At 39.3% G+C, this 25,376-nt stretch carries 16 protein-coding genes; 14 read left to right on the top strand and 2 right to left on the bottom strand.

Annotated features, from left to right (window positions below):
• Nucleotides 1–27: 27 nt before the first annotated feature.
• The 4 genes from R2S57_RS11865 to R2S57_RS11850 all read left to right on the top strand — a co-directional run bounded on the left by R2S57_RS11865 (nucleotide 28) and on the right by R2S57_RS11850 (nucleotide 6,738).
• Complete coding sequence (locus R2S57_RS11865; RefSeq protein ID WP_316845165.1) at nucleotides 28–1,731, top strand: DUF4983 domain-containing protein; 1,704 nt, start codon at nucleotides 28–30, stop codon at nucleotides 1,729–1,731.
• A 30-nt stretch (nucleotides 1,732–1,761) separates the two neighbouring features.
• Nucleotides 1,762–3,201: a PA14 domain-containing protein gene (locus R2S57_RS11860; protein ID WP_316845164.1), complete on the top strand. Its 1,440-nt coding sequence runs from the start codon at nucleotides 1,762–1,764 to the stop codon at nucleotides 3,199–3,201.
• 13 nt (nucleotides 3,202–3,214) lie between these two features.
• The gene (locus R2S57_RS11855) at nucleotides 3,215–4,057 is read left to right on the top strand and encodes a PKD domain-containing protein (RefSeq protein WP_316845163.1); all 843 of its coding nucleotides are present in this window, start codon (nucleotides 3,215–3,217) and stop codon (nucleotides 4,055–4,057) included.
• Between the two features lie 206 nt (nucleotides 4,058–4,263).
• Complete coding sequence (locus tag R2S57_RS11850; RefSeq protein WP_316845162.1) at nucleotides 4,264–6,738, top strand: glutaminase family protein; 2,475 nt, start codon at nucleotides 4,264–4,266, stop codon at nucleotides 6,736–6,738.
• Nucleotides 6,739–7,352: 614 nt separating this feature from the next.
• Here the strand turns inward: R2S57_RS11850 and dinB are convergent.
• A complete protein-coding gene (dinB, locus tag R2S57_RS11845; RefSeq protein WP_316845161.1) occupies nucleotides 7,353–8,453 on the bottom strand; it encodes a DNA polymerase IV in 1,101 nt (366 codons plus the stop codon).
• A gap of 66 nt (nucleotides 8,454–8,519) precedes the next feature.
• On the opposite strand from dinB, the gene R2S57_RS11840 reads away from it, so the two are divergent.
• On the top strand, nucleotides 8,520–8,873 hold the full coding sequence (locus R2S57_RS11840; RefSeq protein WP_316845160.1) for a DUF6717 family protein: 354 nt from the start codon (nucleotides 8,520–8,522) through the stop codon (nucleotides 8,871–8,873).
• Between the two features lie 132 nt (nucleotides 8,874–9,005).
• On the opposite strand, the gene R2S57_RS11835 is transcribed toward R2S57_RS11840, so the two are convergent.
• Nucleotides 9,006–9,365: a response regulator transcription factor gene (locus R2S57_RS11835; protein ID WP_316845159.1), complete on the bottom strand. Its 360-nt coding sequence runs from the start codon at nucleotides 9,363–9,365 to the stop codon at nucleotides 9,006–9,008.
• 284 nt (nucleotides 9,366–9,649) lie between these two features.
• Here R2S57_RS11835 and R2S57_RS11830 point away from each other — a divergent pair, with 284 nt between their 5' ends.
• The 9 genes from R2S57_RS11830 to R2S57_RS11790 all read left to right on the top strand — a co-directional run bounded on the left by R2S57_RS11830 (nucleotide 9,650) and on the right by R2S57_RS11790 (nucleotide 25,321).
• Nucleotides 9,650–10,663, top strand: coding sequence for a LacI family DNA-binding transcriptional regulator (locus R2S57_RS11830; protein ID WP_316845158.1), 1,014 nt, complete (start codon nucleotides 9,650–9,652; stop codon nucleotides 10,661–10,663).
• Nucleotides 10,664–11,096: 433 nt separating this feature from the next.
• Nucleotides 11,097–14,057 carry a TonB-dependent receptor gene (locus R2S57_RS11825; RefSeq protein WP_316845157.1) on the top strand — a complete coding sequence of 987 codons (2,961 nt, stop codon included), beginning with the start codon at nucleotides 11,097–11,099 and terminating at the stop codon, nucleotides 14,055–14,057.
• A gap of 88 nt (nucleotides 14,058–14,145) precedes the next feature.
• Entirely contained in the window at nucleotides 14,146–15,735 is a 1,590-nt protein-coding gene (locus R2S57_RS11820; protein WP_316845156.1) for a RagB/SusD family nutrient uptake outer membrane protein, read from the top strand.
• Nucleotides 15,736–15,753: 18 nt separating this feature from the next.
• Nucleotides 15,754–16,770: a SusF/SusE family outer membrane protein gene (locus R2S57_RS11815; protein ID WP_316845155.1), complete on the top strand. Its 1,017-nt coding sequence runs from the start codon at nucleotides 15,754–15,756 to the stop codon at nucleotides 16,768–16,770.
• 62 nt (nucleotides 16,771–16,832) lie between these two features.
• The gene (locus R2S57_RS11810; protein WP_316845154.1) at nucleotides 16,833–18,749 is read left to right on the top strand and encodes a glycoside hydrolase family 13 protein; all 1,917 of its coding nucleotides are present in this window, start codon (nucleotides 16,833–16,835) and stop codon (nucleotides 18,747–18,749) included.
• 115 nt (nucleotides 18,750–18,864) lie between these two features.
• Nucleotides 18,865–19,563: a beta-phosphoglucomutase gene (gene pgmB / locus R2S57_RS11805; protein WP_316845153.1), complete on the top strand. Its 699-nt coding sequence runs from the start codon at nucleotides 18,865–18,867 to the stop codon at nucleotides 19,561–19,563.
• A gap of 71 nt (nucleotides 19,564–19,634) precedes the next feature.
• Complete coding sequence (locus tag R2S57_RS11800) at nucleotides 19,635–21,953, top strand: glycoside hydrolase family 65 protein (RefSeq protein ID WP_316845152.1); 2,319 nt, start codon at nucleotides 19,635–19,637, stop codon at nucleotides 21,951–21,953.
• Nucleotides 21,950–23,842 carry an alpha-amylase family protein gene (locus R2S57_RS11795; RefSeq protein ID WP_316845151.1) on the top strand — a complete coding sequence of 631 codons (1,893 nt, stop codon included), beginning with the start codon at nucleotides 21,950–21,952 and terminating at the stop codon, nucleotides 23,840–23,842. The genes R2S57_RS11800 and R2S57_RS11795 overlap by 4 nt, the downstream gene beginning before the upstream one ends.
• Before the next feature lie 102 nt (nucleotides 23,843–23,944).
• Entirely contained in the window at nucleotides 23,945–25,321 is a 1,377-nt protein-coding gene (locus tag R2S57_RS11790) for an MFS transporter (RefSeq protein ID WP_316845150.1), read from the top strand.
• Nucleotides 25,322–25,376: the final 55 nt, after the last annotated feature.

Genomic DNA, 25,376 nt, shown 5'->3' with positions numbered 1-25,376 from the left:
TAACCAAAATATATAATTAGGATGAGTATGATGAAAAAATATAAATTATTGATTGGCTTAATCGCAGCAATAATCACCACGGCCATATTTTCTTGTAATAAGGAATTCGATAGAACAATTGGAGACAAGGATGCCAGCGATACCACAACCGTAAAATACGGTAACCGTAAGGTGCTCTATTTAGTTGTTGATGGGGCAAGGGGACAATCGGTATTAGATGCCAATACACCAAATATAGATGCGATTCTACCCCACTCAATATACAGTTGGGTGGGTTTAAGCGATCTTGATGCAACTGCAAATGCAACCAATTGGGCAAACATGTTAACTGGGGTTAAAAAAGAGAAACATAAAATTACCACCGATGCATTAACCAATAACGATCTGCAGAATTATCCAATTATCTTTAATAGAATTAAAGAAATAAGCGCAAAATCGAAAATTGTTAGCTTCACCTCATCAACGGTATTTAAATCGTTAACAACAGGCGCTGATGTGAGTAATTTGGTGGCAGATGATGATGCGGTAAAAGCAGGTTTAATCAGTAATTTAACAAGCGATACAGCAGCTGTTGTGGTTGGCCACTTTACAGGAATCAATGCTGCAGGAGCTGCTGCCGGGTCTGGTTATGATGTTTCTTTTCCAGCATATAAAACAGCTATCGAAAAATTCGATACATCGGTAGGCGAAATCTTAGCAACATTAATTAAGCGCCCTAACTACAATAATGAGCAATGGTTGGTTGTTATCGCATCAAGCGCAGGCGGGGCTTATACCTTGCCTCCAAATGCCGACGATCAAACCATTTTTAGCCAGCCCAAGGCCAATTCATTTATTATTTATTATTCGCCAACCTACAGCAAAAGGATTCTGACCAAACCATTTACTGGCAACAGGTACTTAGGCAAAGCAATCCGTTTTAAAGGAGAAGATGTTAGGGCACAAATTGATGCTGCTGACGCAAGTGTTTACAATATAGACGACACCACAAAAGTGACTATAGAACTTAAGGTTAAAAAGAACGAAGATAAGTTTTTCTGGCCGAGTGTCTTAGGCAAACGCAACGAGTGGTCAAGTGGTCACCCAAGTGTTGGCTGGGTAATTTATTTAGAAGAAGACTATTGGTATTTTGAGTGGAGAGGTACTAAGGATGGCGATTATCATCAATGTAGAGGTGGAAGCTTCGGCAAAGGGAAATGGACAAATTTAACAGCTAAAATAGAGGTGCGTAATGGGCAAAGATTTGTTCGTACCTATACCAATGGGGGCTTTAATAATGAGGCCGAGATTACAGGATCAGGTTCGCTGGCAAATTCAAATCCTTTAAAATTAGGATTTCTAAATGGAAATGGACATGGGGTTCCCGATGTATATGTGAGTGATATCCGCTTTTTTAAATTTTCGGTTCCCGATGGAATGATCGGTAACTATGCCTGTCAAACTTCCATCGATCAAAGTCATCCATATTTTAACTTCTTGGTTGGATATTGGCCTGCAACTGATGGTAATGGAGATATTATGGCAGATTTAAGTTCTCAGGCACATGATTTTAAATTCCAGGGAACTTATGCCTGGGAGAATTTTAACGATTTGATCTGCCCACCGGCACCAGAAACATTAGCCATATTTGTTCCGCAAACATCAGACGTACCCGCGCAGATTATAAACTGGTTAAAGATTGCCAATAAGCAGACCTGGAGGCTCGATGGTCGGGTTTGGTTAGATCAATAAGGATTATCTGATAATTTAAAATATCATAAAATGAAAAAAATTATATACATCGTATTGGTAAGTTTAAGCATCATTGGTGTTTATTCTTGTCGCAAATCACAGGTAGAGGATTTGAAGTTGCCAGATGCCGCCACCAGGAGTATAACAGGAGAGGGTATCGTGGTTGGAAATGTTTCAATCGACAATGAATATGTTAAAGTTCCTTTTAAGATCTCTTTAACCGGAGTTGCAGAAGAAGCCTTTCAGGTAGGTTTAACCTTAAATAACGATACGGTTACGCAGTTAATTAATAACGGAACGATTACCAATGCTTTACTCATGCCATCTGCTGGTGTGGAGTACCCTAACGTAATCAATGTTGCTTATGGAACCGATAACAGCGAAGGTATTGCCATTGTTAGAAGATCTGTATTGGAACGTAATTATGGTAAAAAAGTTGTTTTTGCATTAAAACTGTCGGCTCCAGGTAAAGGAAATAAAATCGCAGCAGGTAAGTCGACCATTTTGGTTATTGTGAATACCGCCGATTTATTAAAACCCACAGATATACACTATTTAACATTAAAGGGGGGAGGCAGTATTTATAATGTGGTTTACAAGGGCGACTACATTGTAGGACCAGCTGGGGTAACCATTCCGCTTGTTGTAAGTTTAGAAAATCAACCATCAACTGCTTTCAACATCAAAATTAGAGACAATGTAGATACCATTGCCACCTTAGTGGGTAATGGCACTTTACCTGCAGATGCGATCCATTTAGCTGCTAAGGATTATTCGCTTGATACCTTAGTTCGCTTTGCAACTGGGGCATCAAGTGCAATTGTTAGGTTACAGATCCCATGGCCGGTTTTTGATGCCAATATTGCTGCTAATAAGAAATTTGCATTCGCCTTAAATATTAGCGATGCCACAAATCATGTGATCCATCCTACCAAGAGCAAATTAATTGTGGTAATTGATCCTAATGTGAATTTAGATAATAACTCATACATCACAGGAAACGGTACTGGTTTAACAGCAAAATACTATACCGATACGCAGTTGGATCCGGACGACGGACGAGCACCATTTGTGACAAGGGTTGATGAAACCATTAACTTTAGTGGTGATGGATGGCCAGACAATGTAAAAACTCCTAATGGAACGCAGTTAAGCAGAGATAACTTTGCGACTAGATGGAAAGGTGAGTTTTTAGCTCCAGTACGTGGCACATATACTTTTTATCAAACCCGTTGGGATGATGGATCGAGATTATATGTAAACGGAATACCACTAGTAGATGATTATACGACCCAATGGGACAAGGATACTCGCAAGGGTACCATATTTTTAGAACGGGGAAAACGTTATACCATTGAGGCACATCATCGCGAAAATGTAGGTGGGCAGCAGGCATATCTGGAAATTGAAGTGCCAGATATTTTATCAAAAAGAGTAATACCTAGATCTCAATTATTTCCAACACCTTAAATATTAATAAGATATGAAAAATAACACAAAAAGATTATTCAGTATTCTATCTCTTTTAATACTTATTGTAATCACAACAGTAAAGTGTAAGAAAGATGCAGAAGAGGTGGTTCCAGTGGTAGACGAGCCTAAACCAACAGCAGGTTTTGCTTATGCAAAACCAGACACACTAAAGTTTTTAGAATACCAGTTTACCGGAAGTTCTACCAATTATAAAAGCTTATTATGGCAATTTGGTGACGACAGTACATCTACTGAGGTGAATCCAAAACATGTATATCGTTTTCCTGGTAAGTATAAAGTTACTTTAACGGCCAGAAATGGCCAGGGTTATGCTGCGGCAAAGGAAGTATTGCTTAACGCTGTAGATCCTAACATAAATTATTCAATCTGCGGCGAAAATTATATGAAAACCATCGGCGGTAAATTTTCGGTCAACGTTGAGGCAGGTGCAGGAGCCGATTCTCCAGAGGGGTCCAAGAAACTGGTTGATCAGGATGTGACAACAAAATTTTTGCAGGCAGGTTTTGATGGCACGCAGAGATGTACTTTCGAACTTGCAACGCCTCAAGTTGTGGGTGCCTATACCCTGACTTCGGGTAACGATGCAGCAGACCGCGATCCGAGGTTCTGGATTTTACAGGGCTCCTTAGATGGGATCCAGTATACCAATCTGCATACGGTTACGGTGTGCCCTTGGGAGAATACAAATGAAGGAGCAAGTAGAAGGCAGACCAAACTTTTTCACTTTGATAATTATGTTGCTTATAAATTCTACCGTCTTTATATTAAAGCAAACAGGGGAAGCCTTGTATTCCAATTATCTGAATGGACCATCAACAAAAAACAACCCTAGTTTAGGTTTTTATACACAATTTGAAAAATACATGGAGCTTAAAAACTTCATGTATTTTTTTTAAGGGTTTTATTTTAATTGTCATTTAGACAATTAAAAGTTTGAATTCCCAATCAAAAGTAAATTATATTTTATACTTTAGTAAAACGTTTAACTACAGTTAAATCTAACCAGAATATAATATCAGATTTCAATACACACACATTATGAACAAAACCAACACTTTAAAATTCTTAGGCATACTGGGCTGCATGTTTGTAGGCGGTTTGCTAAAGGCGCAGGACCGAAAGGCACCAGCCTATCCCTTAATTACGCACAATACCTATTTCAGTATCTGGTCTACCACCGATAAATTAAACGAATCTTCTACCCAACACTGGACAGGGGCTGATAACTCTCTCTTAGGATTAATCAATGTTGATGGCGGAATTTATCGCTTTTTGGGTAAAGAGACTACTACTTATAAAACCATTGTACCTGCTTCTGATGAAAAGGGATATGATGTAAAATATACCGAAGCTGAGCCTCAGGGCGATTGGAGAGCCCAAAACTACAGTGCAGGCAACTGGCAAACCGGTGCTGCACCAATTGGTGATGATGCAAAAAATGTAAAAACACTTTGGAAATCGCACGATATCTGGGTACGGAGAACCTTTAATGTGGCAAATCCAGCATCGATAAACGAGCTTTTCTTAAAAATAAACCACGACGATAACATTGAAGTTTATTTAAACGGGAAAAAAATCTACACCAAAGAAGGCTGGACAAACAGTTTTCAGTACGTTGCTTTAAGCAAGGGCGATAAAAGTGCCTTAAAAACGGGATCAAATGTAATCGCCATCCATTTATTAAATACTGCCGGTGGCCGTTTCCTTGATTTTGGCCTGGTTGATAAATTAAAGGATAATGCCGAAAAAGTACAGATTGCAAAACAGAAAAGTGTTGATATCAATGCTACACAAACGATCTATAACTTTACCTGTGGTAAAATCGATTTGAAATTAACCTTTACTTCACCATTGTTAATGAACGATATGGGCTTGTTTGCCCGTCCTGTTTCTTACGTTTCCTATCAGGTAAAAGCAAATGATGGTAAAACACATCAGGTGAAAGTTTACCTAAGTGCATCATCAAATATTGCCGTTTACCGTCCTACGCAAGAAGTTACGGCAAGCAAATACAGCACAGCTAAATTATCAGTGCTAAAAACAGGTACAGTAGAACAGCCAATTCTGCAAAAAGCCAGTGATGATATGCGTATCGATTGGGGTTATTTTTACGTAGCTGCACCAAAAACAAGCAATGCCATTCAATTTGTAACTGCAGAAAAAGATGCAGCTGATGCGTTTAGAAAAGGCAATTCAGCTTCAACTGCTAAACAGGGCAAAATGCTGGCACTAAATACCATTATTCCATTTGGTGCTGTAGGTAAAGCTGCTGTAGAAAAGTATGTAGAACTGGGTTATGACGAAATTTATTCCGTTCAGTACTTTAATAAAAATTTAAGACCATGGTGGAACACATCTGGTAAAGAAACCATCGAAGGGCAATTAACCGCCGCTGCTGCTGATTACAAAAAAGTAATCCAAAAATGCGAGGCTTTTAACAAAACCTTATATGCCGATGCAGTAAAATCAGGTGGTAAAGAATATGCCGATTTATGTGTTTTGGGCTACCGTCAGAGCATTGCAGCACACACGTTGGTTAAAAGTCAGCAAGGCGAAATTTTATGGTTATCTAAAGAAAACAACAGTGGTGGTTTTATCAATACCGTTGATGTAACTTATCCATCGGCACCATTGTACCTGATTTACAATCCAGAATTGTTACAGGGCATGTTAAATGGTATTTTCTATTTCAGCGAAAGTGGAAAGTATCCTCATCCTTGGGCAGCACACGATTTGGGTACCTACCCATTGGCCAACGGACAAACTTATGGCGAACCAATGCCTGTAGAAGAATCGGGCAACATGATTATTTTAACTGCAGCCATTGCCAAAGCACAGGGAAATGCCAATTATGCCAAAGCACACTGGAAAACACTAACTACTTGGGTTGATTATTTAACCAAAGAAGGTTTAGACCCGAAGACGCAATTGTGTACCGATGATTTTGCTGGTCACCTGGCCCGTAATGCCAACTTATCGGTAAAAGCCATTGTGGGTATTGCCTGTTATGCACAGATGGCCCAAACCTTGGGTTATGATGATGTGGCTAAAAAATACCGTGCAATTGCAGAAAGCATGGTGCCGAAATGGATTGAGATGGCCGATGCAGGCGATCACTACGCCTTAACTTTCGATAATAAAGATACCTGGAGCCAGAAATATAACCTAGTTTGGGACAAGGTTTTAAATCTAAACCTGTTCCCTCAAAAAATTTATGATACCGAAACCAAATATTACCTGACTAAGCAAAACAGATATGGTATTCCGTTGGACAGCAGAAAGGCTTACACTAAAAACGATTGGATTTTGTGGACCGCTACTTTCGCACCAACGCAAAAAGAATTCGAAGCTTTGGTACATCCGGTTTACAAACACGCCATCGAAACCGACTCGAGAGTGCCGTTGAACGATTTTTATGATTCGAACACAGGCATCCGCGATAACTTTAAAGCGCGTAGTGTAGTCGGTGGTTTTTACATGAAAATGCTTGCCGATAAATTAGCTGGCAAATAAGATTTTACCCTAAATTAACAATCAAAGGTTCTGCATTAATTTGTAGGACCTTTTTTATTCCCCGTGGTCTGTGTTCCCTCAGACCACATAAGTAATTTTATATATTCATGTTGGGCTATGCTATTGGTTGGTGTCTCATCGACCGAAATTAATGTTATGGTATAAAGCTGGAAATATTTAGTATTGGAAAATGATTGGTTCGTATCTCTTGGCAGTCTGTAGCCCCGCTTTCGCTTATAGTCCTCGCTGCGCTCCGGGCTATTCCGCTCTATCGTGTTTAGAAACAAAGGTTTGTGCGCCCAGCAACCTTACAAAAGAAATACTGTATTAGCAGCTTAGCCCTGGTTGAAGCGTTACCCTGCAGCAACGAGGTACGAGGAAGCAAAGCGTAAAAGCGTAAAACAGGAAGAAACTTAATGTACTGTTCAGTCCTTGCGCTCCAAATGAAAATTGATCGGCTTAGTCCTAACGGTTGGTAATTCATCGAGTGTAATAAACAATGTTTTGTACATCTTGCTTCTATGTTGTTACATGTCTTATACAGTTCAAAAATAGCGACCGTTTCAAGATTGCCTACCTGGTGCAGAAGCCTACTTACAATACGATCAGTAATACTAAAACTCAAATTCCAACTGGTTATCTTCTGGTTTTTCGATCACCACATCATCATAAAACCGTGATAAGGTAATCCCCAAAAGCCTTATCTGTGTGGTGCCTATTGCCGCTTCTTCCAAAAGTTTAATCGCCTCAGCATAAATTATTTCAGCTTTGTTGATTGGAGTAGCGAAAGATCGGCTGCGGGTAATGAGTTTAAAATCTGCAAATTTAATTTTTAGGGTAACCGTTTTACCACTCAACTGATGTTTCTCCAGGCGGGCGGCCACTGTTTCGCTAATTTGTTTCAAGAGGTCGTGCATTACCGAATCCTCATTGGTATCTTCTGCAAAAGTATCTTCTGCACCTACCGATTTGGCTTCGCGGTTTGTCCTCACCGGACGTTCATCAACGCCACGCACTATTTTATAATAAAATCTTCCCGATTTTCCGAATTGGGCAACCAGCTGCGATTCGGTTAATTTTTTTAAATCAGCACCGGTATTAATCTGCATTGCTTTCATTTTAGCTGCGGTAACTTTGCCCACGCCAAAAAAATTCTCTACGGGGAGTTTCTCCATAAAGGCTTTGATTTTCGACGGACCGATAAAGGTTAAGCCATCAGGTTTATTCATATCCGAAGCCACCTTGGCTACAAATTTATTGGTCGATACCCCTGCCGATGCTGTTAAGTTCAGCTCGTTTTTAATGGCATCTTTAATCGATTGTGCGATATCAATGGCCGATCCAATGCCCAGTTTATCTTCCGTTACATCAAGATAAGCCTCGTCTAATGATAATGGTTCAATAATATCGGTATAACGGCTAAAAATCTCTCTGATGGCTTTAGATGCAGCGGTATAGGCATCAAATCGTGGATATACAAAAATAGCCGAGGGGCAGAGCTGATAAGCTTTACTCGAAGGCATTGCTGAGCGGATTCCATATTGCCGGGCTTCGTAACTTGCAGTAGATACCACTCCACGGCTATCGGGTTTGCCCCCAACTACTAGAGGTTTTCCACGGTATTCGGGGAAATCGCGTTGCTCAACCGACGCGTAAAAAGCATCCATATCAATGTGGATGATCTTTCTTAAAGCTATGGGATTTTCATCAGACATGGAGAATAGCTAAATTTCGCTATTTTTTTTAGTATTATTGAATTAGAATTTTTTTCTTTACAAATTATGGAAAGAGCAATCCGCTTTTATAAAAATGCAAAACACGAATGGTATGCCGATATACCCGAGTGGGGCGGAGATCTGGCCGATCTTCAAATGGTAGAAGGTGCCGATGAATTATTAAACTGGATAGCCATTGAAGAAAATGAATGTAAGTTGCTGATGGCCAGCGACCGACTCGAAAATGCCGAAATTTTAGACCTGGTTTATGTGCGGGAAGAAAATTTGGGTGGCGGGGGCGACTATCTGTTAGAAAGCTTTAAGGGCGAATTTAAGCACCACAAACTTTGGCTCTGTAACGTAACTGAATTTGTTTTTAAACAATTGCCAGAGCGGATTTACTTTAAAGAAATTGATTAACTTCTCTCGCGATGGACATCCTAAACTTGGTTCAGGATCCATTTGGCGTAAAGCGATCGTAATGCACCATATACCCTGAAATAAATCCGATAGCTATCGGATCAGGGTGACGCCTCTGGGAGAAGTATAGATCTAATTCAATAACAGGTCTACTTTGTTCAACAATGAATCCATTTCAAATGGTTTTTCCATAAAATCATTCGCACCTGCATCCATTGCCGATTGCCTGATATCCCGGCTGGCCGAAATCATTAAAATAGGAATTTCGTTATATTCAGGATCGCTTTTAAGCTGCTTGCATATATCCCTGCCATCGTGCCCACTCATCCAGATATCCAGCAGAATTAAATCTGGTCTGTTTTTTACTGCATCAATTACCGCCCCGCCATCATAAGTATATTCAACATCGTAACCCATCACTTCCAAAATCATCGTCACAGCATCAACAATGCCCTCATCATCATCTGCAATGAGTATTTTTTTATTTGCCATTTTGTAGTTTTATTTCCATTCTTTTCGTTTTGCGTAGGTAGGTGCGAAAATGATTAATACTATCTAGTATTAAAGCTGTAAAGATGCTTTTTGTTTTAAAAAAAATGAATATTTATCTCAAGTATTTTATCAGTATCTGAGCTATATATTTTTGACTGAAAAATCATTCCCCCAGGCGAAATGGCCGTTAAATTGACAATTTGTATTGCTTGTCGAATATTTCGAACATTTATAGTTTATATTTACAGCGTTAATTCAAAATTAATTGGGTTTAACAGCCAAAAATGGATAGTATTAATATTAAGAAGTTAGCAGAAGCTTTAAATTTATCTACTTCTACAATTTCGCGGGCTTTTAGAGACAATAGTGACATTAATGGTGCCACTAAGGAGCGTATACTAGCCAAAGCGAAGGAATTAAACTATCAGCCTAACCATTATGCCAGTAATTTAAGGGAGCAGAAAAGTAAAACTATTGCCGTTATCGTTCCCGAACTGGCCAATAATTATTTCTCGCAGGCCATTCATGGTATCGAACGGGTAGCAAGAGAGAATGGTTACCATATTCTGATTTATGTAACCGACGATGATTATAAAAAAGAAGTCACCTTTATCCGCCATTTACACAACGGTAGGGCCGATGGCATAGTGATGTCCGTTTCGGGTGAGGCAAACGACCATAATTACCTGAATAAATTTGGTGCAAAAAGATTGCCATTGGTGTTTTTCGACCGGATTTACGAAGACATTGATACACCCAGGGTAATTACGAACGACTACAATAGCAGTTTCCTGGCTACCGAGCATTTAATCGAGCAGGGTTGTAAAAGAATTGCCTATCTGGTGGTGAACAAAAGTTTGTCTATTGGTAAAACCCGTATGCAAGGCTATATTGATGCATTGGTCAAACACGAGGTTCCTTTTGACGAAAACCTGATTGTGGATTGCAGCAATAGTTACGAAGAAAACAGCGTTATTATTAAGGATGCGTTAACACAGTTAAAACCTGATGGTATTTTTACTTCGGTAGAACGTTTAGCTTTTGCCACGTACTATGCCTGTTATGATCTCAACCTCAATATCCCTAAAGACCTGAAAGTGATCAGTTTCTCTAGTCTGGAAATTGCCCCGTTGCTTAATCCTTCGCTCACCACCATCACCCAGCCAGCCACCGAGATAGGGGAGCAGGCGGCAAAATTGTTGTTCACCATTCTGGATGATCATGCCGATAAAAACGGATCAAATGAGGTGATTTTAGAGTCTAAAATTATCAAGCGGAATTCGAGCGCAAACGTGTAAAAAATGCATCAAAAAGCGGGGAATTTTTTACCCGAAATTTTTCAAAAAATTTCTTCACTTAGTGTAAAATAAGCAGAATTTTGACCGATTGTCGGGAACGTTCCCGAAAGATGACCGAATTTTGATCTATTTTTTTCGGGAACGTTCCCGAAAAAACACCCGAAAATGGCTTAGTGTAATATTTACACATTAATTTAAAATTTAACATTTGTAAAGTATTTATTTTTAATAAGTTACAAATTATAAAATAATTTATTGTGACTTTTTACTGCTACAAAACAGGTGGTTTTTGCCTTCGGTTTAACATGGCGATTTTATCCGAAAATATATTTTTTAAATAAATTTTGAAATCTCATTAACAGCTGTAAATTAGGCCTATGTGTAAATCACTATAATATTTAACCAAATTTTTATACTTAAACGAGCTTCAAATATGAGAGTATTTTACCTGTTAAAACAGGGGCTTTTGGTGCTGTTGGTTTTTTCAGCATTAATGGTAAAAGCACAAACCGGATCAGTGTCTGGTAAGGTGCTCGACGAAACCGGCCTACCATTACCCGGTGCTTCTGTAGTTGTAAAAGGTACAACAAGGAGTACATCGACTGATGGGAACGGTAATTTTAAACTGGCAGGCCTATCGGACGGTTCGGTAACCTTATCTGCAAGTTTTATCGGTTATCAAACCCTCGACAAGGCAGTTAGCGTTTCGACAAATGCAACTGTTAATTTCCAATTGGTGCCAGATGCACAAAAACTGAACGAAGTTGTGGTAATCGGTTATGGTACTGCAGAAAAGAAAAACCTAACCGGATCTATCACTACGGTAAATTCGAAAGATTTTCAAAAAGGTACCATTACCACGCCCGAGCAGTTAATTCAGGGCAAGGTAGCCGGTGTTAACATTACTTCAGGTGGTGGTTCTCCAGGCGGTGGTAGTACCATCCGTATCCGTGGCGGAGCGTCTTTAAATGCAAGTAACGATCCTTTAATTGTGGTTGATGGTGTACCATTTAGTGGAAATGCTATCGGAAACGCACCAAGTCCACTTTCGTTAATCAATCCTAACGATATCGAAACCTTTACGGTATTAAAAGATGCAAACGCAACAGCCATTTATGGTTCGAGGGCATCAAATGGTGTAATTTTAATTACCACTAAAAAAGGAAGTGCTGGTGCACTTCAAATTAATTTTAGTACCAATAACTCAATTGGAACTGTAGCCAAAAAAGTGGATGTGCTTTCTGCTGATCAGGTTCGTGCTTTCGTAAACGCAAACGGCAACGCTGCGCAAAAGGCCTTATTGGGTACAGCAAGTACCGACTGGCAAGATGAGATCTATCAAAATGCTTTCTCTACCGATAATAATTTAAGTATCTCTGGTTCATTTAAAGGTGTGCCATATCGTGTTTCGGCAGGTTACTTAGATCAGGATGGGGTTGTAATTACCAGTAAATTAAAAAGAGCTACGGGTGCTTTCTCGATTTCTCCTAAATTATTTCAAGATCATTTAAAAATCGAATTAAACCTAAAAGGATCATTAAGTGATTCGCAGTATCCAAATGATGCGGCAATTCAGAATGCGATTCAGTTTGATCCAACTCAACCACTGTATGCCGATAATAAATTCGGAAATTATTTCGAATGGATTACTTCAGCCGGGGTTCCAAATCCTAATGCGCCGCGTAACCCGGTTGCACTCATCAGACAGCAAGATAACCACGGTAATGCAGCCAGAAGTTTTGGTAACGTGAAACTGGATTATTCTTTCCATTTCCTGCCGGAATTACATGCGGTGGTTAATGTTGGTTACGATTATTCAAAAGGATATGGACGTACGCTTGTTCCGGTTTATGCGGCACAGAGTTATTCTACTGAAGGTTCATACTCAAAAAGATTAAACACAGAAATGAATAAGTTCTCTGAAGCTTATTTAACCTACGCAAAAACAATAGGTAAAAGCAGATTTGATGTAACTGGCGGTTACGGATATTATGATGATGCGGTTACCAATTATAATTTTGCTACTTACAGGGCTACCGGTGCATTACAAACCACGCCAGTGTTCCCTTTCGCGATTGATCAGAATAAATTGCTTTCGTATTATGGCCGATTCAATTATACTTTGGCTGATAAATATATCTTATCAGGAACGATGAGAGCTGATGCTTCTTCAAAGTTTGCTGAAAATAACCGTTGGGGTTATTTCCCATCAGTTGGTTTTACCTGGAGGGTAATTGGCGAAGATTTCTTAAAAGACAGTAAGGTGCTTTCTGATTTGAAATTGAGATTAACATATGGCGAAACCGGAAATAAAGACGGTATTGGTAACTACGATTATTTATCTAAATACTATGCCAATACCAATCAAGGTCAATATCAAATTGGCAATACCTTTTATAACTACTACAGCCCGGCAGGTTACGATCCTGATTTAAGATGGGAAACGACAACCACATATAATGCTGGTATAGATTACGGATTTTTGAAAGGTAGATTATACGGAAGTATTGATGTTTATTACAAAAAAACCAAAGATTTATTAAGTAAAGTGACCATTCCGGTAGGTACAAACTTTAGTAACGAGTTAACCACCAACGTGGGTAATATGGAAGTTAAAGGTGCAGAGGTTAGTTTAAATTACGTAGCCATAAAAACTGAAAATACAACCTGGGACATTGGTGTTAACGCGGCTTATAATAAAAGAAAAGTTACCAACTTAACGTTAAATCCAAACTCTGGTTTCAAAATCGACGCAGGTGATATTACCGGTGGTACAGGTATTCACTTAAAATACAACGCCGTTAATGAGTTACCAGGTGCATTTTATGTATATAAACAAGTTTACAATGCAGATGGAAAACCATTGGAAGGTGTTTACCAGGATTTAAATGGTGATGGCTCAATATCTGCTGCCGATCAATATTTTTATAAATCTCCTGATCCGGTAGTAACGTTAGGTTTTAACACCGCTTTCACTTATAAAAGATGGACAGCCAGTACAGTTTTAAGAGCAAATATTGGCAATTACATTTACGATAATATTTCTTCAAACTTTGGTATCAGAAACAATGTTTTAAGTACACAGGGAATTTTGAATAACTCGACAACCGATTTATATAACACTAACTTTTCAGGATCATCAGGCGTTCAATATTTAAGTGATTATTACATTAGAAATGCATCATTCATAAAAATGGATAATGCTGGTCTATCCTATAATGTTGGTAAGCTATCGAAAAATGGTACAGCGTCAATGCGTATCTCGGCAAACTGCCAAAATGTATTCGTTTTATCTAAGTATAAAGGAATAGATCCTGAGTCAGTAAGTGGTATCGATTATAACTTATACCCTCGTCCGAGAACATATACTTTGGGTTTAAATGTTGGATTTTAGTTAAATGATAGCCATGATTACCGACGGAACTGCGCAAGCAAACTTATGCAAGCTGGTAATCAGAACCTATAATATAAGAGATAAGAAAATGAAAAATTCATTTAAAACGATATTGGCATCAGGTATGTTACTGCTGTCATTAAATTCATGCAAAAAAGAGGCATTTAATTTAACACCAACAAATGATGTAACAGCTGCTTCGGTGTATGCTACACCTGCAGGTTATAAAAATAGTCTGGTAAAATTGTATGCCACTTTTGGATTAACAAGTCCTCAGGGTGCCGATGGAAGTGATGTTGGTGGTTTGAACTCAGGTTTCGCAGATTTTTTAAGGTTATTCTGGATGACTCAGGAATTAACCACTGATGAGGCCATTTGTGCATGGGGAGATGTTGGAGTTCCGGAGTTGGATTATGGTACACCAACACCAGACAATCAATTTTTACGTGGTTTATACTCAAGAAGCATTCTTCAAATTACTTTCTGTAATGAGTTTCTTCGCGAAAGTACGGCAGAAAAACTGGCGAGTCGTAACATTACAGGTGCTGATGCAACAGCAATTACCCGTTACCGTGCCGAAGCCCGTTTTTTACGTGCTTATCAATATTGGGTATTATTAGATGCTTTTGGTAATCCTCCCTTCGTTACAGAAGACGATGCTATTGGTAAAGTAAATCCGAAACAGATTCAAAGAGTTGCCTTATTCAATTATGTTGAATCGGAGTTGAAAGCCATTGAAGGTGATTTGGCTGCACCTCGTACAAACGATTACGGCCGTGCTGATCAAGGTGCAGATTGGGCATTATTGGCAAGATTATATTTAAATGCGCAGGTATACACCGGCACTGCAAAATATACTGAAGCCATTACCTATTCGAGTAAAGTAATAGCAGCCAGTTATTCGTTGAAAAATAATTACATGGATTTGTTTAGATCAGATAATGATGTAAATAACACCGAAAACATTTTAACCATTAATTATGATGGTATAAATGGAACCAATAATGGTGGAACAACCTATTTAATTAATGCAGGCATTAATGCAGATATGAATCCTACATCTTATGGTGTACCAGGTGGTGGTTGGGGCGGTAATAGAACGCGTCAGAATTTACCGGCTTTATTCCCTAATCCCAATGGAACAATAGATAAACGTGGCGTATTCTTCGGGACAAAAAGTGCTGTAGATGCTGTTGGAGAATTTACAGATGGTCTTCGTGTAACTAAATTCAAAAATATTACTTCAGATAATTTGCCGGGAAGAACATTAAACGGAACATTTAGCTCATTAGATTTTGCTTTATTCCGTTTAGCAGAACAATACCTGATTTATGGGGAAGCTGTTGCCCGTGGTGGTTCAGGTGGTGATGCCGGAAAAGCTTTAACCTATGTAAATCAACTGCGCCAACGTGCTTATGGCAATGCTTCAGGTGATGTAAGTGCCGCTGCATTAACTACAGATTTTTATTTAGACGAGCGTGGACGCGAGTTATATTGGGAAGGACACCGCCGTACGGATTTAATCCGTTTTGGAAAATTCACAGGTTCAACATACCTATGGGCATTTAAAGGAGGTGTACAAGCTGGTGCCAGTTTACCAACTTTCCGTAATCTTTATCCGCTTCCATTAGCAGATTTAATTGCCAATCCGAATTTGGTTCAAAATACAGGTTATTAATCTTAACGTTTTATAAAGATGAAATCAATATTTTTAAAATCCTTAGCAATCTGCTTTATAGCACTGTCACTATGGTCATGTAAAAAAGATGAAACCCAAACGGTTTCTAACATTACACCAGCAGGAACACTTACTGCATCCACAACTGCATTAAGTTTAGTGCAAGCTAATGGAGCGCTTCCAGCATTAACATTAAGTTATCCTTTGGCAACTTCTTCGGGTTATGTTGTTCCGGTTACAAGTACAATACAGTTTGGTTTAAAAGGAACTAATTTCTCTCTGGTTAGAGAGTTTGTGGTAACCAGCAAAACTTATGCACCAACTATTACAGATATTAACAATATTATTCTGGCGCTAGGTGGAGTAGTGGATAAACCTGCACAATTAGAAGTCCGTTTAAAATCAGGTGCAGCCGTTAACGATTTAACTTATTCGAACGTAATCACATTATCGGCAACTCCTTACTTGGCTTCAGCCTGGATTTATGCTCCCGGAGCTTACCAGGGATGGGACCCAGCTACTGCTGATAGTTTAATTTCACTATCAAGTAATGGCGTTTATACGGGTATGATTGCTTTTACAGCCGGAAACCTGGAGTTTAAAATTACGCCTGCAAAAAAATGGGACGTAGCTTATGGCGATGCAGGTTCTGGTAAAATCAGCTCTTCAGCCGGAGATAACTTAAAATCTCCTGATGCAATTGTTAAACAAGTTACAGTTGATTTAAATCAAAATACCATTACCTATGGTACACCAAAAGAGTGGTCGATTATTGGTGATGCAACACCGGGAGGTTGGGGTAGCGATACCGATATGAAGGTAACTAACGATGGTAAATCTAATTTCTATACCATTAAAACAACCTTAACTACTGGTGCCATGAAGTTCAGGTTTGCACACGATTGGGGAACTAATCTCGGAGGTAGCTTAAGCGCTTTGGCTAACAATGGCGATAATATTAGTGTAGCCGTTGCCGGAAATTATACCATCACTTTAGATGTAGCCGCCAAAAAAGCTACAATGGTTAAAAACTAATTCCTTATTATTTGCCCTGCAGTAGTATACTGCAGGGCTTTTTAAATCTTCAAAGTTTTAGCATGAACAGATTCCATACCGCTTCAAATTATTCATTTTCAATTCATAATCATACTGCTACTACCTTTTTTAAGAGGACAACAACCATTTTTACACTGCTTGTTGTTCTGCTCACAAACAATCTCTTTGCCCAAAAGCTGGAGCGTGTAGAGCCGATGTTCTGGTTTGCAGGGATGCACAATCCTAAATTACAATTATTGGTGCATGGTGATCACATTGCCAATGCAACTGTTACTTTAACTTACCAGGGCGTTAAACTCGTTAAGGTGAATAAAGTTGAAAATCCTAACTACCTGTTCCTCGACTTAACAATTGCGCCAACAGCCAAAGCCGGAAAATTCCCGATTAACTTTGCGGTTAAAGGCAAAAAAATATTCACTTACACTTACGAATTGAAAAACCGCGATAAAAGCGCGGGCAGGATTCAGGGTGTAACCAACAAAGATTTTATATACTTACTCATGCCCGATCGTTTTTCGAACGGCGATAAAAGCAATGATGTGGTACAGGGTTTAACTGAAACTGCATTAAACCGCGACAGCATGTACTACCGTCATGGCGGCGATATACAAGGGGTATTGAACCACCTTGATTACCTGAAAGATTTAGGGGTAACTACCGTTTGGATGACTCCGGAAGTAGAAAATGATATGCCGCATGCTTCATACCATGGTTATGCGGTAACCGATCACTATAAAATTGATTCCCGTTACGGTACAAATGCACTTTACAAAAAATATGTAGAGACTGCGCATGCCAAAGGATTAAAAGTAATTAAAGATATTGTACACAACCACATTGGCACACAACATTGGTTTTATAAGGATTTGCCAATGAAAAGCTGGTTAAACCAATGGCCAAAATATACACAGACCAGTTACCGCGATCAAACCGTGATGGATGTACATGCCTCAGCAGCAGATCGCAAACAGATGTTGGATGGCTGGTTTGTGCCTTCAATGCCGGATTTAAACCAAACCAATCCTTATGTACAGAATTATTTAACACAGAACCACATCTGGTGGATCGAATATGCAGGCATTGATGGTTTGCGTTTAGATACTTACGGTTATAACGACCCGGCTTACATGGCAGATTGGGCGCTGAAAGTTCAGGCAGAATTTCCCCATTTATCTGTATTTGGCGAAACATTGGTAACCGCTGTGGCCAATCAGGCTTTTTTTACTGGTGGCAATACAGTTAACCGCGGTTTTGATACACACCTTCAGGGTATTACCGATGCCACTTTAAAAGATGCCATTTACGAAGGCATAAATGGCAAGAATGGCTGGGTAGATGGCATTAACCGCTTATATGCAACCTTAGCACACGATTTTCTCTATAAAAACCCCAATACCAATTGCATCTTTTTAGATAACCATGATATGAGCCGTTTCTATTCGATGGTTGGCGAAGATTTTGACAAATATAAAATGGGTATGGGCATCTTACTAACCATGCGCGGCATTCCGGAAATGTATTATGGAACCGAAATCCTGATGAAGAATTTTTCTAATCCAGATGGCCTGATCCGTTCTGATTTTCCAGGTGGATGGGAAGGCGACAAAAAAGACAAATTCACAGCCGATGGCCGTACAAACAAAGAAAATGAAGCTTTCACCTTTGTGAAAACATTGGCGAATTTCCGCAAAAACAGCGCAGCTTTACAAACAGGCAAGTTGATGCAGTTTGTGCCGCAAGATGATATTTATGTTTATTTCCGCTACAATGTAGAACCAAAAGGCACTGTAATGGTTATTGTAAACAATACAGAAAAAGAAAAAACATTAAATACCGATCGTTTCGCCGAAAGAACAAAAGGAATTACAACAGCAAAAAATGTAATTACCGGTGAAAACATGGCTTTTAATAATATTAAAATACCAGCTAAGACCACATTAGTGCTTGAGCTAAGATAAAAAGTAAAAGGATATAAGATACTTAACATATATCTCAATACTTGATACTCACTACTCGATACTAAAAACTTGATTACTAAATACTCACTACCTGATACTAAAAAATACAAGAAAGATGCAAGATAATACTTATTCCGAGCCTTCCGCCTTCAACCTTCAACCTTCAACCTCAATAAAGGCCTGTCTTTTTGACTTAGATGGCGTACTGGTAGATACTGCGGTTTATCACTACAAAGCTTGGAAACGATTGGCCAATACCATGGGTTTCGATTTTACCGAAGAGCAGAACGAACAGTTAAAAGGGGTGAGCAGAGTAGAAAGTTTAAATAAGATTTTGACTTGGGGTGGTGTAGAAAAAACTGATGCTGAAAAAGAAGAACTGGCTACTTTAAAAAATAGCTGGTATGTAGATATGATTACTAAAATGACACCTGCAGAAGTTTTGCCGGGAACGGTTGATTTTCTAACAGAAATACATAAAGCAGGTTATAAACTGGCATTGGGATCGGCGAGTAAAAATTCGGGTATCATTTTAGAAAAAACAAATCTTTCCCATTTCTTCGATGAAATTGTAGATGGAAATATGGTGACCAAATCGAAACCAGATCCGGAAGTATTTTTAAAAGGAGCCGAACTTTTAGGCTTTAAACCCGATGAATGTGTGGTTTTTGAAGATGCCGTTGCCGGTGTAGAAGCTGCAAAAAGAGGCGGAATGAAAGCTATCGGTATTGGCGAAAAAAGCGTACTCACCCAAGCCGATGTGGTAGTAAGCGGATTAGATAAATTAACAGTTAGAGATTTAGAGAATTTATAGGTTTAAGGTGTAGGGTTTAAGGTTTAGGGGGTATCATCTCAAATCTCATATCTCACTACTCAATACTAATTATGAAAAATTACATTAAAGCAGATGAGTGGAACATTATCGAAGAAGGCTTTGATCCACATTTAAATAAAATTTCCGAAAGTATTTTCAGCCTGGGTAATGGCCGTATGGGGCAGCGTGCAAATTTTGAAGAAACCTATACCGGTGAAACTTTACAAGGAAACTATGTTGCAGGTGTTTATTATCCAGATAAAACCCGTGTGGGATGGTGGAAAAACGGTTATCCTGAATATTTTGCCAAAGTGTTAAATGCAGCAAACTGGATTGGTATTGAAGTAAAAATCGATGATGAAATTCTTGATCTGGCAACAGCAGAAGTAAGCGATTTCAAACGTGTACTGAATATGCATGCCGGATATTTAGAGCGTACTTTTACCGCAAAATTAAAAAGTGGCAAAACCGTAAAAATTAAATCTACGCGTTTTTGTAGCATTGCCGATGATGAGGTGGGTGCCATTCGTTATAACATTACACCATTAAATTTCGATGGTAAATTAACATTGATGCCTTTTATTGATGGTGATGTTAAAAATCAGGACAGTAACTACGACGAAAAATTCTGGGATAAAGTAGCTGATGAAGTTTCTGGAACCGAAGCCTATATTAAACTAAGGACAAAGAAAACAGAATTTGAAGTTTGTACGGGAAGTAATGTTGAATTATATAAAAATGCGGAGAAATTAGAAATCAATCCACAGGCTGTACGTAAGGAAAAATTTGTAGGACAAACTATTTCTCTTGATGTTAAAGCAAATGAAGAAATCACCCTGATTAAAATCGCGGCAAATTTATCTTCCCAAAATTATGCGAAAGAGTCACTTTTAAAAGAAACGAAATCCGTAATTGCCAAAGCATCTGCCAAAGGTTTTGATCTGCTGTTAAAAGAACAAACTGAAGCCTGGGCCACCAAGTGGGAAGAAAGTGATATCATTATTGAGGGAGATATTTCTGCTCAGCAGGCTATCCGTTTTAATATTTTCCAGCTTTTTCAAACCTATACCGGTAAAGATGACCGATTGAATATTGGTCCGAAAGGATTTACCGGCGAAAAATACGGAGGCTCTACCTATTGGGATACCGAAGCTTATTGCGTACCTTTTTATCTGGCCACAGCGCCACAGGAGGTAAGTAAAAACCTATTGATATATCGCCATAAACAATTGGGCAAAGCAATAGAAAATGCGGCTAAATTAGGTTTCAAAGATGGTGCTGCATTGTATCCAATGGTGACCATGAATGGTGAAGAGTGCCATAACGAATGGGAAATTACTTTTGAAGAAATCCACCGTAACGGTGCCATTGCTTTTGCCATTTTTAATTACATCCGCTATACTGGCGATGAAAGCTACTTATCAGATTTTGGTTTGGAAGTGCTCATCGGCATTGCCCGTTTCTGGAAACAACGTGTGAACTGGAGCAATGATAAACAGCAATATGTAATGCTTGGCGTAACCGGCCCAAACGAATACGAAAACAACGTAAACAACAACTGGTATACCAATATTTTGGCTACCTGGTGCATGAAATATGCTACTGAAGCTGCCGGAATCGTAAAAAAACAGCAACCTGAAAAATACAACAGTCTGCTAAAAAGTTTGAATTTCGATCAGAATGAATTTGCAGACTGGGGAGATATTATCGAAAAGATGTACTATCCACAGGATGAAAAACTGGGTATTTTCTTACAACAGGATGGTTATTTAGATAAAGAACAAACTTTGGTGAAGGATCTTCCCGCAAGCGACAGACCGATTAACCAGAAATGGAGCTGGGACAGGATTTTACGTTCATGTTTCATCAAACAAGCCGATGTTTTACAGGGATTATATTTCTTTGAAGAAGATTATGATCTGGGTACTTTGAAACGCAATTTCGATTTCTACGAACCGCGTACCGTACACGAAAGTTCATTATCGCCTTGCGTACACAGTATTTTAGCTGCAAAATTAAATGACGAAGCACGTGCTTACGAATTTTATCTGCGTACCGCCCGTTTAGATCTCGACGATTACAATAACGATACAGAAGATGGCTTACACATCACATCGATGGCAGGTACCTGGATGAGCGTGGTAGAAGGTTTTGCCGGAATGCGCGTGCGTGATGGTAAATTGCAGTTTAATCCTTTCCTGCCAGGCCAATGGAAATCATTTTCGTTTACCATTGGCTTTAGAGGTGCAACCTTAAAAATAAATATTACCGAAAACGGCATCAGCATTAAAAACCATGCAGACATTGATTTAGAAATCGGTATCAGAAACCAGATGTATAAATTGGCCGGAAATGCCGAAATTGAAGTTGATCACGCAGCGTTAGTATGAGAAAGGTAGAAGGTTTAAAGGTTGAAGGCGGAGGGTCTAAAGATTGTTCTTCCGTATCTGGAAGTATCTTGTCGGCCCTGTTTTTGTCCCCCTCTATAGGTTCTATTCCGATTTTACATCGGAAGGGTAGGGGCTGGACTATAACACTTTTTCTTACCTTTACCATACTCTCACTATCATCATTTGCACAAAAAAAGCGTACAAAAATGAACGATAAACAGATCGTTATTTACCAGTTATTGCCCCGTTTGTTCGGGAATAAAAATACCACAAATACCCCTTACGGAACCATCGAACAAAATGGTTCGGGCAAGTTTAATGATATTACCGACAAAGCTTTAGATGGTATAAAGGAGCTCCATGTAAACTATGTTTGGTTTACTGGTGCATTGGCGCACGCAAGCTTAACAGATTATTCCGCTTATGGAATCAAGGTTGATGATGCCGATGTGGTAAAAGGCCGGGCTGGTTCGCCTTATGCCATCCGCGATTATTATGATGTTGATCCAGATTTGGCTGTTGATGTTAAAAACAGGATGCAGGAATTTGACGCATTGGTAAAAAGAACACATGCTAAAAACCTGAAGGTGCTGATTGATTTTGTACCCAATCATGTGGCCAGAAGTTACCATTCCTATGCAAAGCCAAATGGAGTAACCGACTTTGGTGTGCAGGATGATATAACCAAAGCTTTTAGCACCACCAACGATTTTTATTATACACCTGGTCAACCATTTTTAGTGCCAACAGGAGGAGCTCAACAAACGCCGATTTCTGTTTTGCAGGATGGTAAGTTTGATGAAAACCCTGCAAAGGCAACTGGTAATAACGTATTTTCTGCACAGCCTAAATACGACGACTGGTACGAAACCATTAAGTTAAATTATGGTGTAGATTATCAGAATGGCGAAAAACAATATTTCGACCCTATTCCACCTGTCTGGTTGAAAATGCGTGATATTTTGACCTATTGGACCAATAAAGGAGTCGACGGTTTTAGATGCGATATGGCCGAAATGGTACCGATTGCCTTTTGGAACTGGGTAATTCCGCAGATTAAAAAAGTTAATCCTGATTTGATTTTCTTAGGGGAAGCCTACAATCCGAAAGTGTACAAAAAATACCTGGAGGAAGGTAAATTCGATTATCTATACGATAAAGTGGGTTTATATGATGGACTCAAAAAACTGATCAGAAATGAACCAACTGCAGATGTAGCCGCAATTAAACATGTGTGGCAGGTAGAAAGTGCTGGTTTTGGCAAACATATGTTGCGCTTTTTAGAAAATCACGATGAAGAACGCATTGCATCGGCAGGATTTGCAGGGAAAGCCGAACTCGCTTTGCCTGCAATGGTTGTTTCGGCAACATTAGGTTCGGGTCCGGTGATGCTTTATTTTGGACAGGAAGTTGGCGAACCTGGAAAAGGACAAGAAGGTTTTGGTGGAGATGATAACCGCACCACAATATTCGATTACTGGGGTGTTCCCAGTCACCAGGATTGGATGAACGGAGGTTTGTTTGATGGCCATAAATTAAGTGCAGCACAACAAAACCTAAGAGCATACTACAAACAATTGTTAAAAGTTACCTCAACAAGCGATGCCGTAATAAATGGCGAAATTTATGAGGTACCTGTTACCGGTAATATGAATAACCGCATGTATGCCTTTATCCGCTATTCAGGGAAACAGCGTTTGTTAATCGTAGCTAATTTTGATCGGACACAAAGCTTAACAGCCAACATCGAAATTCCCGATCAGATTTTAAAAGTTAAACATTCATCTCCGGTTACAGATCTGTTAACAGATCGAAAATTAAATATCCCGGCAGGAACCAGTATACCCGTAAGCCTTGCACCAGTAAGTGCGCAGGTAATAGAATTTTAACCATTAGCGATGCGTTAAGCGTCACGCGGTTAGCGATTGAACATTATTTATAACCAAAATGTAACGCCATGCGCCCTGCGCTAAGCGCTTAAACGAAGCAAAATGACCTTAAAAACAGTATTCGAGAACCCTAAATTAACACTAGTTCAGATTATTAACATGAGTGTTGGTTTTTTCGGGATCCAGTTCGGTTGGGATTTACAACGGGCAAACATGGGGCGTATTTACGAAAACCTGGGTGCCAATCCTGATCAGGTTCCATTGTTGTTTTTAGCGGCTCCTTTAACCGGGCTTTTGGTGCAACCGATTATTGGTTATCTGAGCGACCGTACCTGGCACCCAAAATGGGGCAGAAGAAGGCCTTATTTTATGATCGGTGCCATTGTAAGCAGTATTGCCTTAATCTTTATGCCGCATAGCAGTGTATTGTGGATGGCTGCGGGCTTATTGTGGGTTTTAGATGTTTTTGGAAACATTGCCATGGAGCCTTTCCGAGCTTTTGTTACCGATAAACTGCCTGATAGTCAGGTGAACCGCGGTTTCATTATGCAAAGTATGATGATCGGTTTAGGTGGGAGTGTAGCTTCGGCATTACCATGGATTATGAATAATGTATTCCATTTAACCAATACCGCCGAAAAGGGCAATATTCCTGAAAATGTAAAGTTCTCTTTTTATATCGGTGCATTTTTCTTTTTCGCTGCCGTATTATGGACCGTTTTTACCACAAAAGAATATCCGCCTCAGGATGTAGATTTCAAACAAAAAGTAAAAGAAAGCAACAAAGGTTTTGGTGGGGGAGCAAGAGAAATTTTTCATGCTTTAAGAAATATGCCAAAAAGGATGCAGATTGTTTCTTTGGTTCAGTTTTTTACCTGGCCTGGTTTGTTTTTAATGTGGTTTTATTATACGACGGCTGTTGCAGTTAATGTTTTTGGGGGTAAAGATGCAGCCGATCCGGTGTATGCACATGGAGCCGATTTTGGAAGTTTAACCCTTGCCTATTATAGTGTAATCACTTTTCTTTTTGCACTGGTACTGCCCAAAATTGCTGATGCATTGGGCCGTAAAACCACGCATGCACTTTGTTTAATCTGTGGCGCAATCGGTTTAATCAGTGTGGCCTGGGTACACGATAAAAATATGCTGTACTTGTGTATGACAGGGGTTGGCATTGCCTGGGCCAGCATTCTTTCTATGCCTTATGCTATGTTGAGTGGATCTTTACCCAAAGATAAAATTGGAATCTACATGGGCATTTTTAACTTCTTTATCGTGTTGCCCGAAATTATCGCCTCACTGGGCTTTGGCTGGCTCATGCGTAATGTATTAAACAATGATAGACTTTTAGCCGTTCAATTGGGTGGTGGATTAATGATCCTGGCCGCAATAATCTGTTATGTATTTATCCGCGAACCCAAAAAAACGGATGAGGTCTTAGCCTCGAAACTGGGAGTAGAAGAAAATAGATCTGTATAAATATGCCATCCGTGGTTTGTGTCCCTACAAACCACTAACATCATTTCGGTCTGTG

The organism is Pedobacter psychrodurus, from assembly GCF_032678585.1.
Classification (GTDB): Bacteria; Bacteroidota; Bacteroidia; order Sphingobacteriales; family Sphingobacteriaceae; genus Pedobacter; species Pedobacter psychrodurus_A.
This window is presented reverse-complemented; position numbering and strand designations above follow the sequence as displayed.

Bases quoted from the DNA above. Each gene is read 5' to 3' on its own strand.
- R2S57_RS11865 (WP_316845165.1), top strand. From the start codon at position 28: ATGATGAAAAAATATAAATTATTGATTGGCTTAATCGCAGCAATAATC.
- R2S57_RS11860 (WP_316845164.1), top strand. From the start codon at position 1,762: ATGAAAAAAATTATATACATCGTATTGGTAAGTTTAAGCATCATTGGT.
- R2S57_RS11855 (WP_316845163.1), top strand. From the start codon at position 3,215: ATGAAAAATAACACAAAAAGATTATTCAGTATTCTATCTCTTTTAATA.
- R2S57_RS11850 (WP_316845162.1), top strand. From the start codon at position 4,264: ATGAACAAAACCAACACTTTAAAATTCTTAGGCATACTGGGCTGCATG.
- dinB (WP_316845161.1), bottom strand. From the start codon at position 8,453: ATGTCTGATGAAAATCCCATAGCTTTAAGAAAGATCATCCACATTGAT.
- R2S57_RS11840 (WP_316845160.1), top strand. From the start codon at position 8,520: ATGGAAAGAGCAATCCGCTTTTATAAAAATGCAAAACACGAATGGTAT.
- R2S57_RS11835 (WP_316845159.1), bottom strand. From the start codon at position 9,365: ATGGCAAATAAAAAAATACTCATTGCAGATGATGATGAGGGCATTGTT.
- R2S57_RS11830 (WP_316845158.1), top strand. From the start codon at position 9,650: ATGGATAGTATTAATATTAAGAAGTTAGCAGAAGCTTTAAATTTATCT.
- R2S57_RS11825 (WP_316845157.1), top strand. From the start codon at position 11,097: ATGAGAGTATTTTACCTGTTAAAACAGGGGCTTTTGGTGCTGTTGGTT.
- R2S57_RS11820 (WP_316845156.1), top strand. From the start codon at position 14,146: ATGAAAAATTCATTTAAAACGATATTGGCATCAGGTATGTTACTGCTG.
- R2S57_RS11815 (WP_316845155.1), top strand. From the start codon at position 15,754: ATGAAATCAATATTTTTAAAATCCTTAGCAATCTGCTTTATAGCACTG.
- R2S57_RS11810 (WP_316845154.1), top strand. From the start codon at position 16,833: ATGAACAGATTCCATACCGCTTCAAATTATTCATTTTCAATTCATAAT.
- pgmB (WP_316845153.1), top strand. From the start codon at position 18,865: ATGCAAGATAATACTTATTCCGAGCCTTCCGCCTTCAACCTTCAACCT.
- R2S57_RS11800 (WP_316845152.1), top strand. From the start codon at position 19,635: ATGAAAAATTACATTAAAGCAGATGAGTGGAACATTATCGAAGAAGGC.
- R2S57_RS11795 (WP_316845151.1), top strand. From the start codon at position 21,950: ATGAGAAAGGTAGAAGGTTTAAAGGTTGAAGGCGGAGGGTCTAAAGAT.
- R2S57_RS11790 (WP_316845150.1), top strand. From the start codon at position 23,945: ATGACCTTAAAAACAGTATTCGAGAACCCTAAATTAACACTAGTTCAG.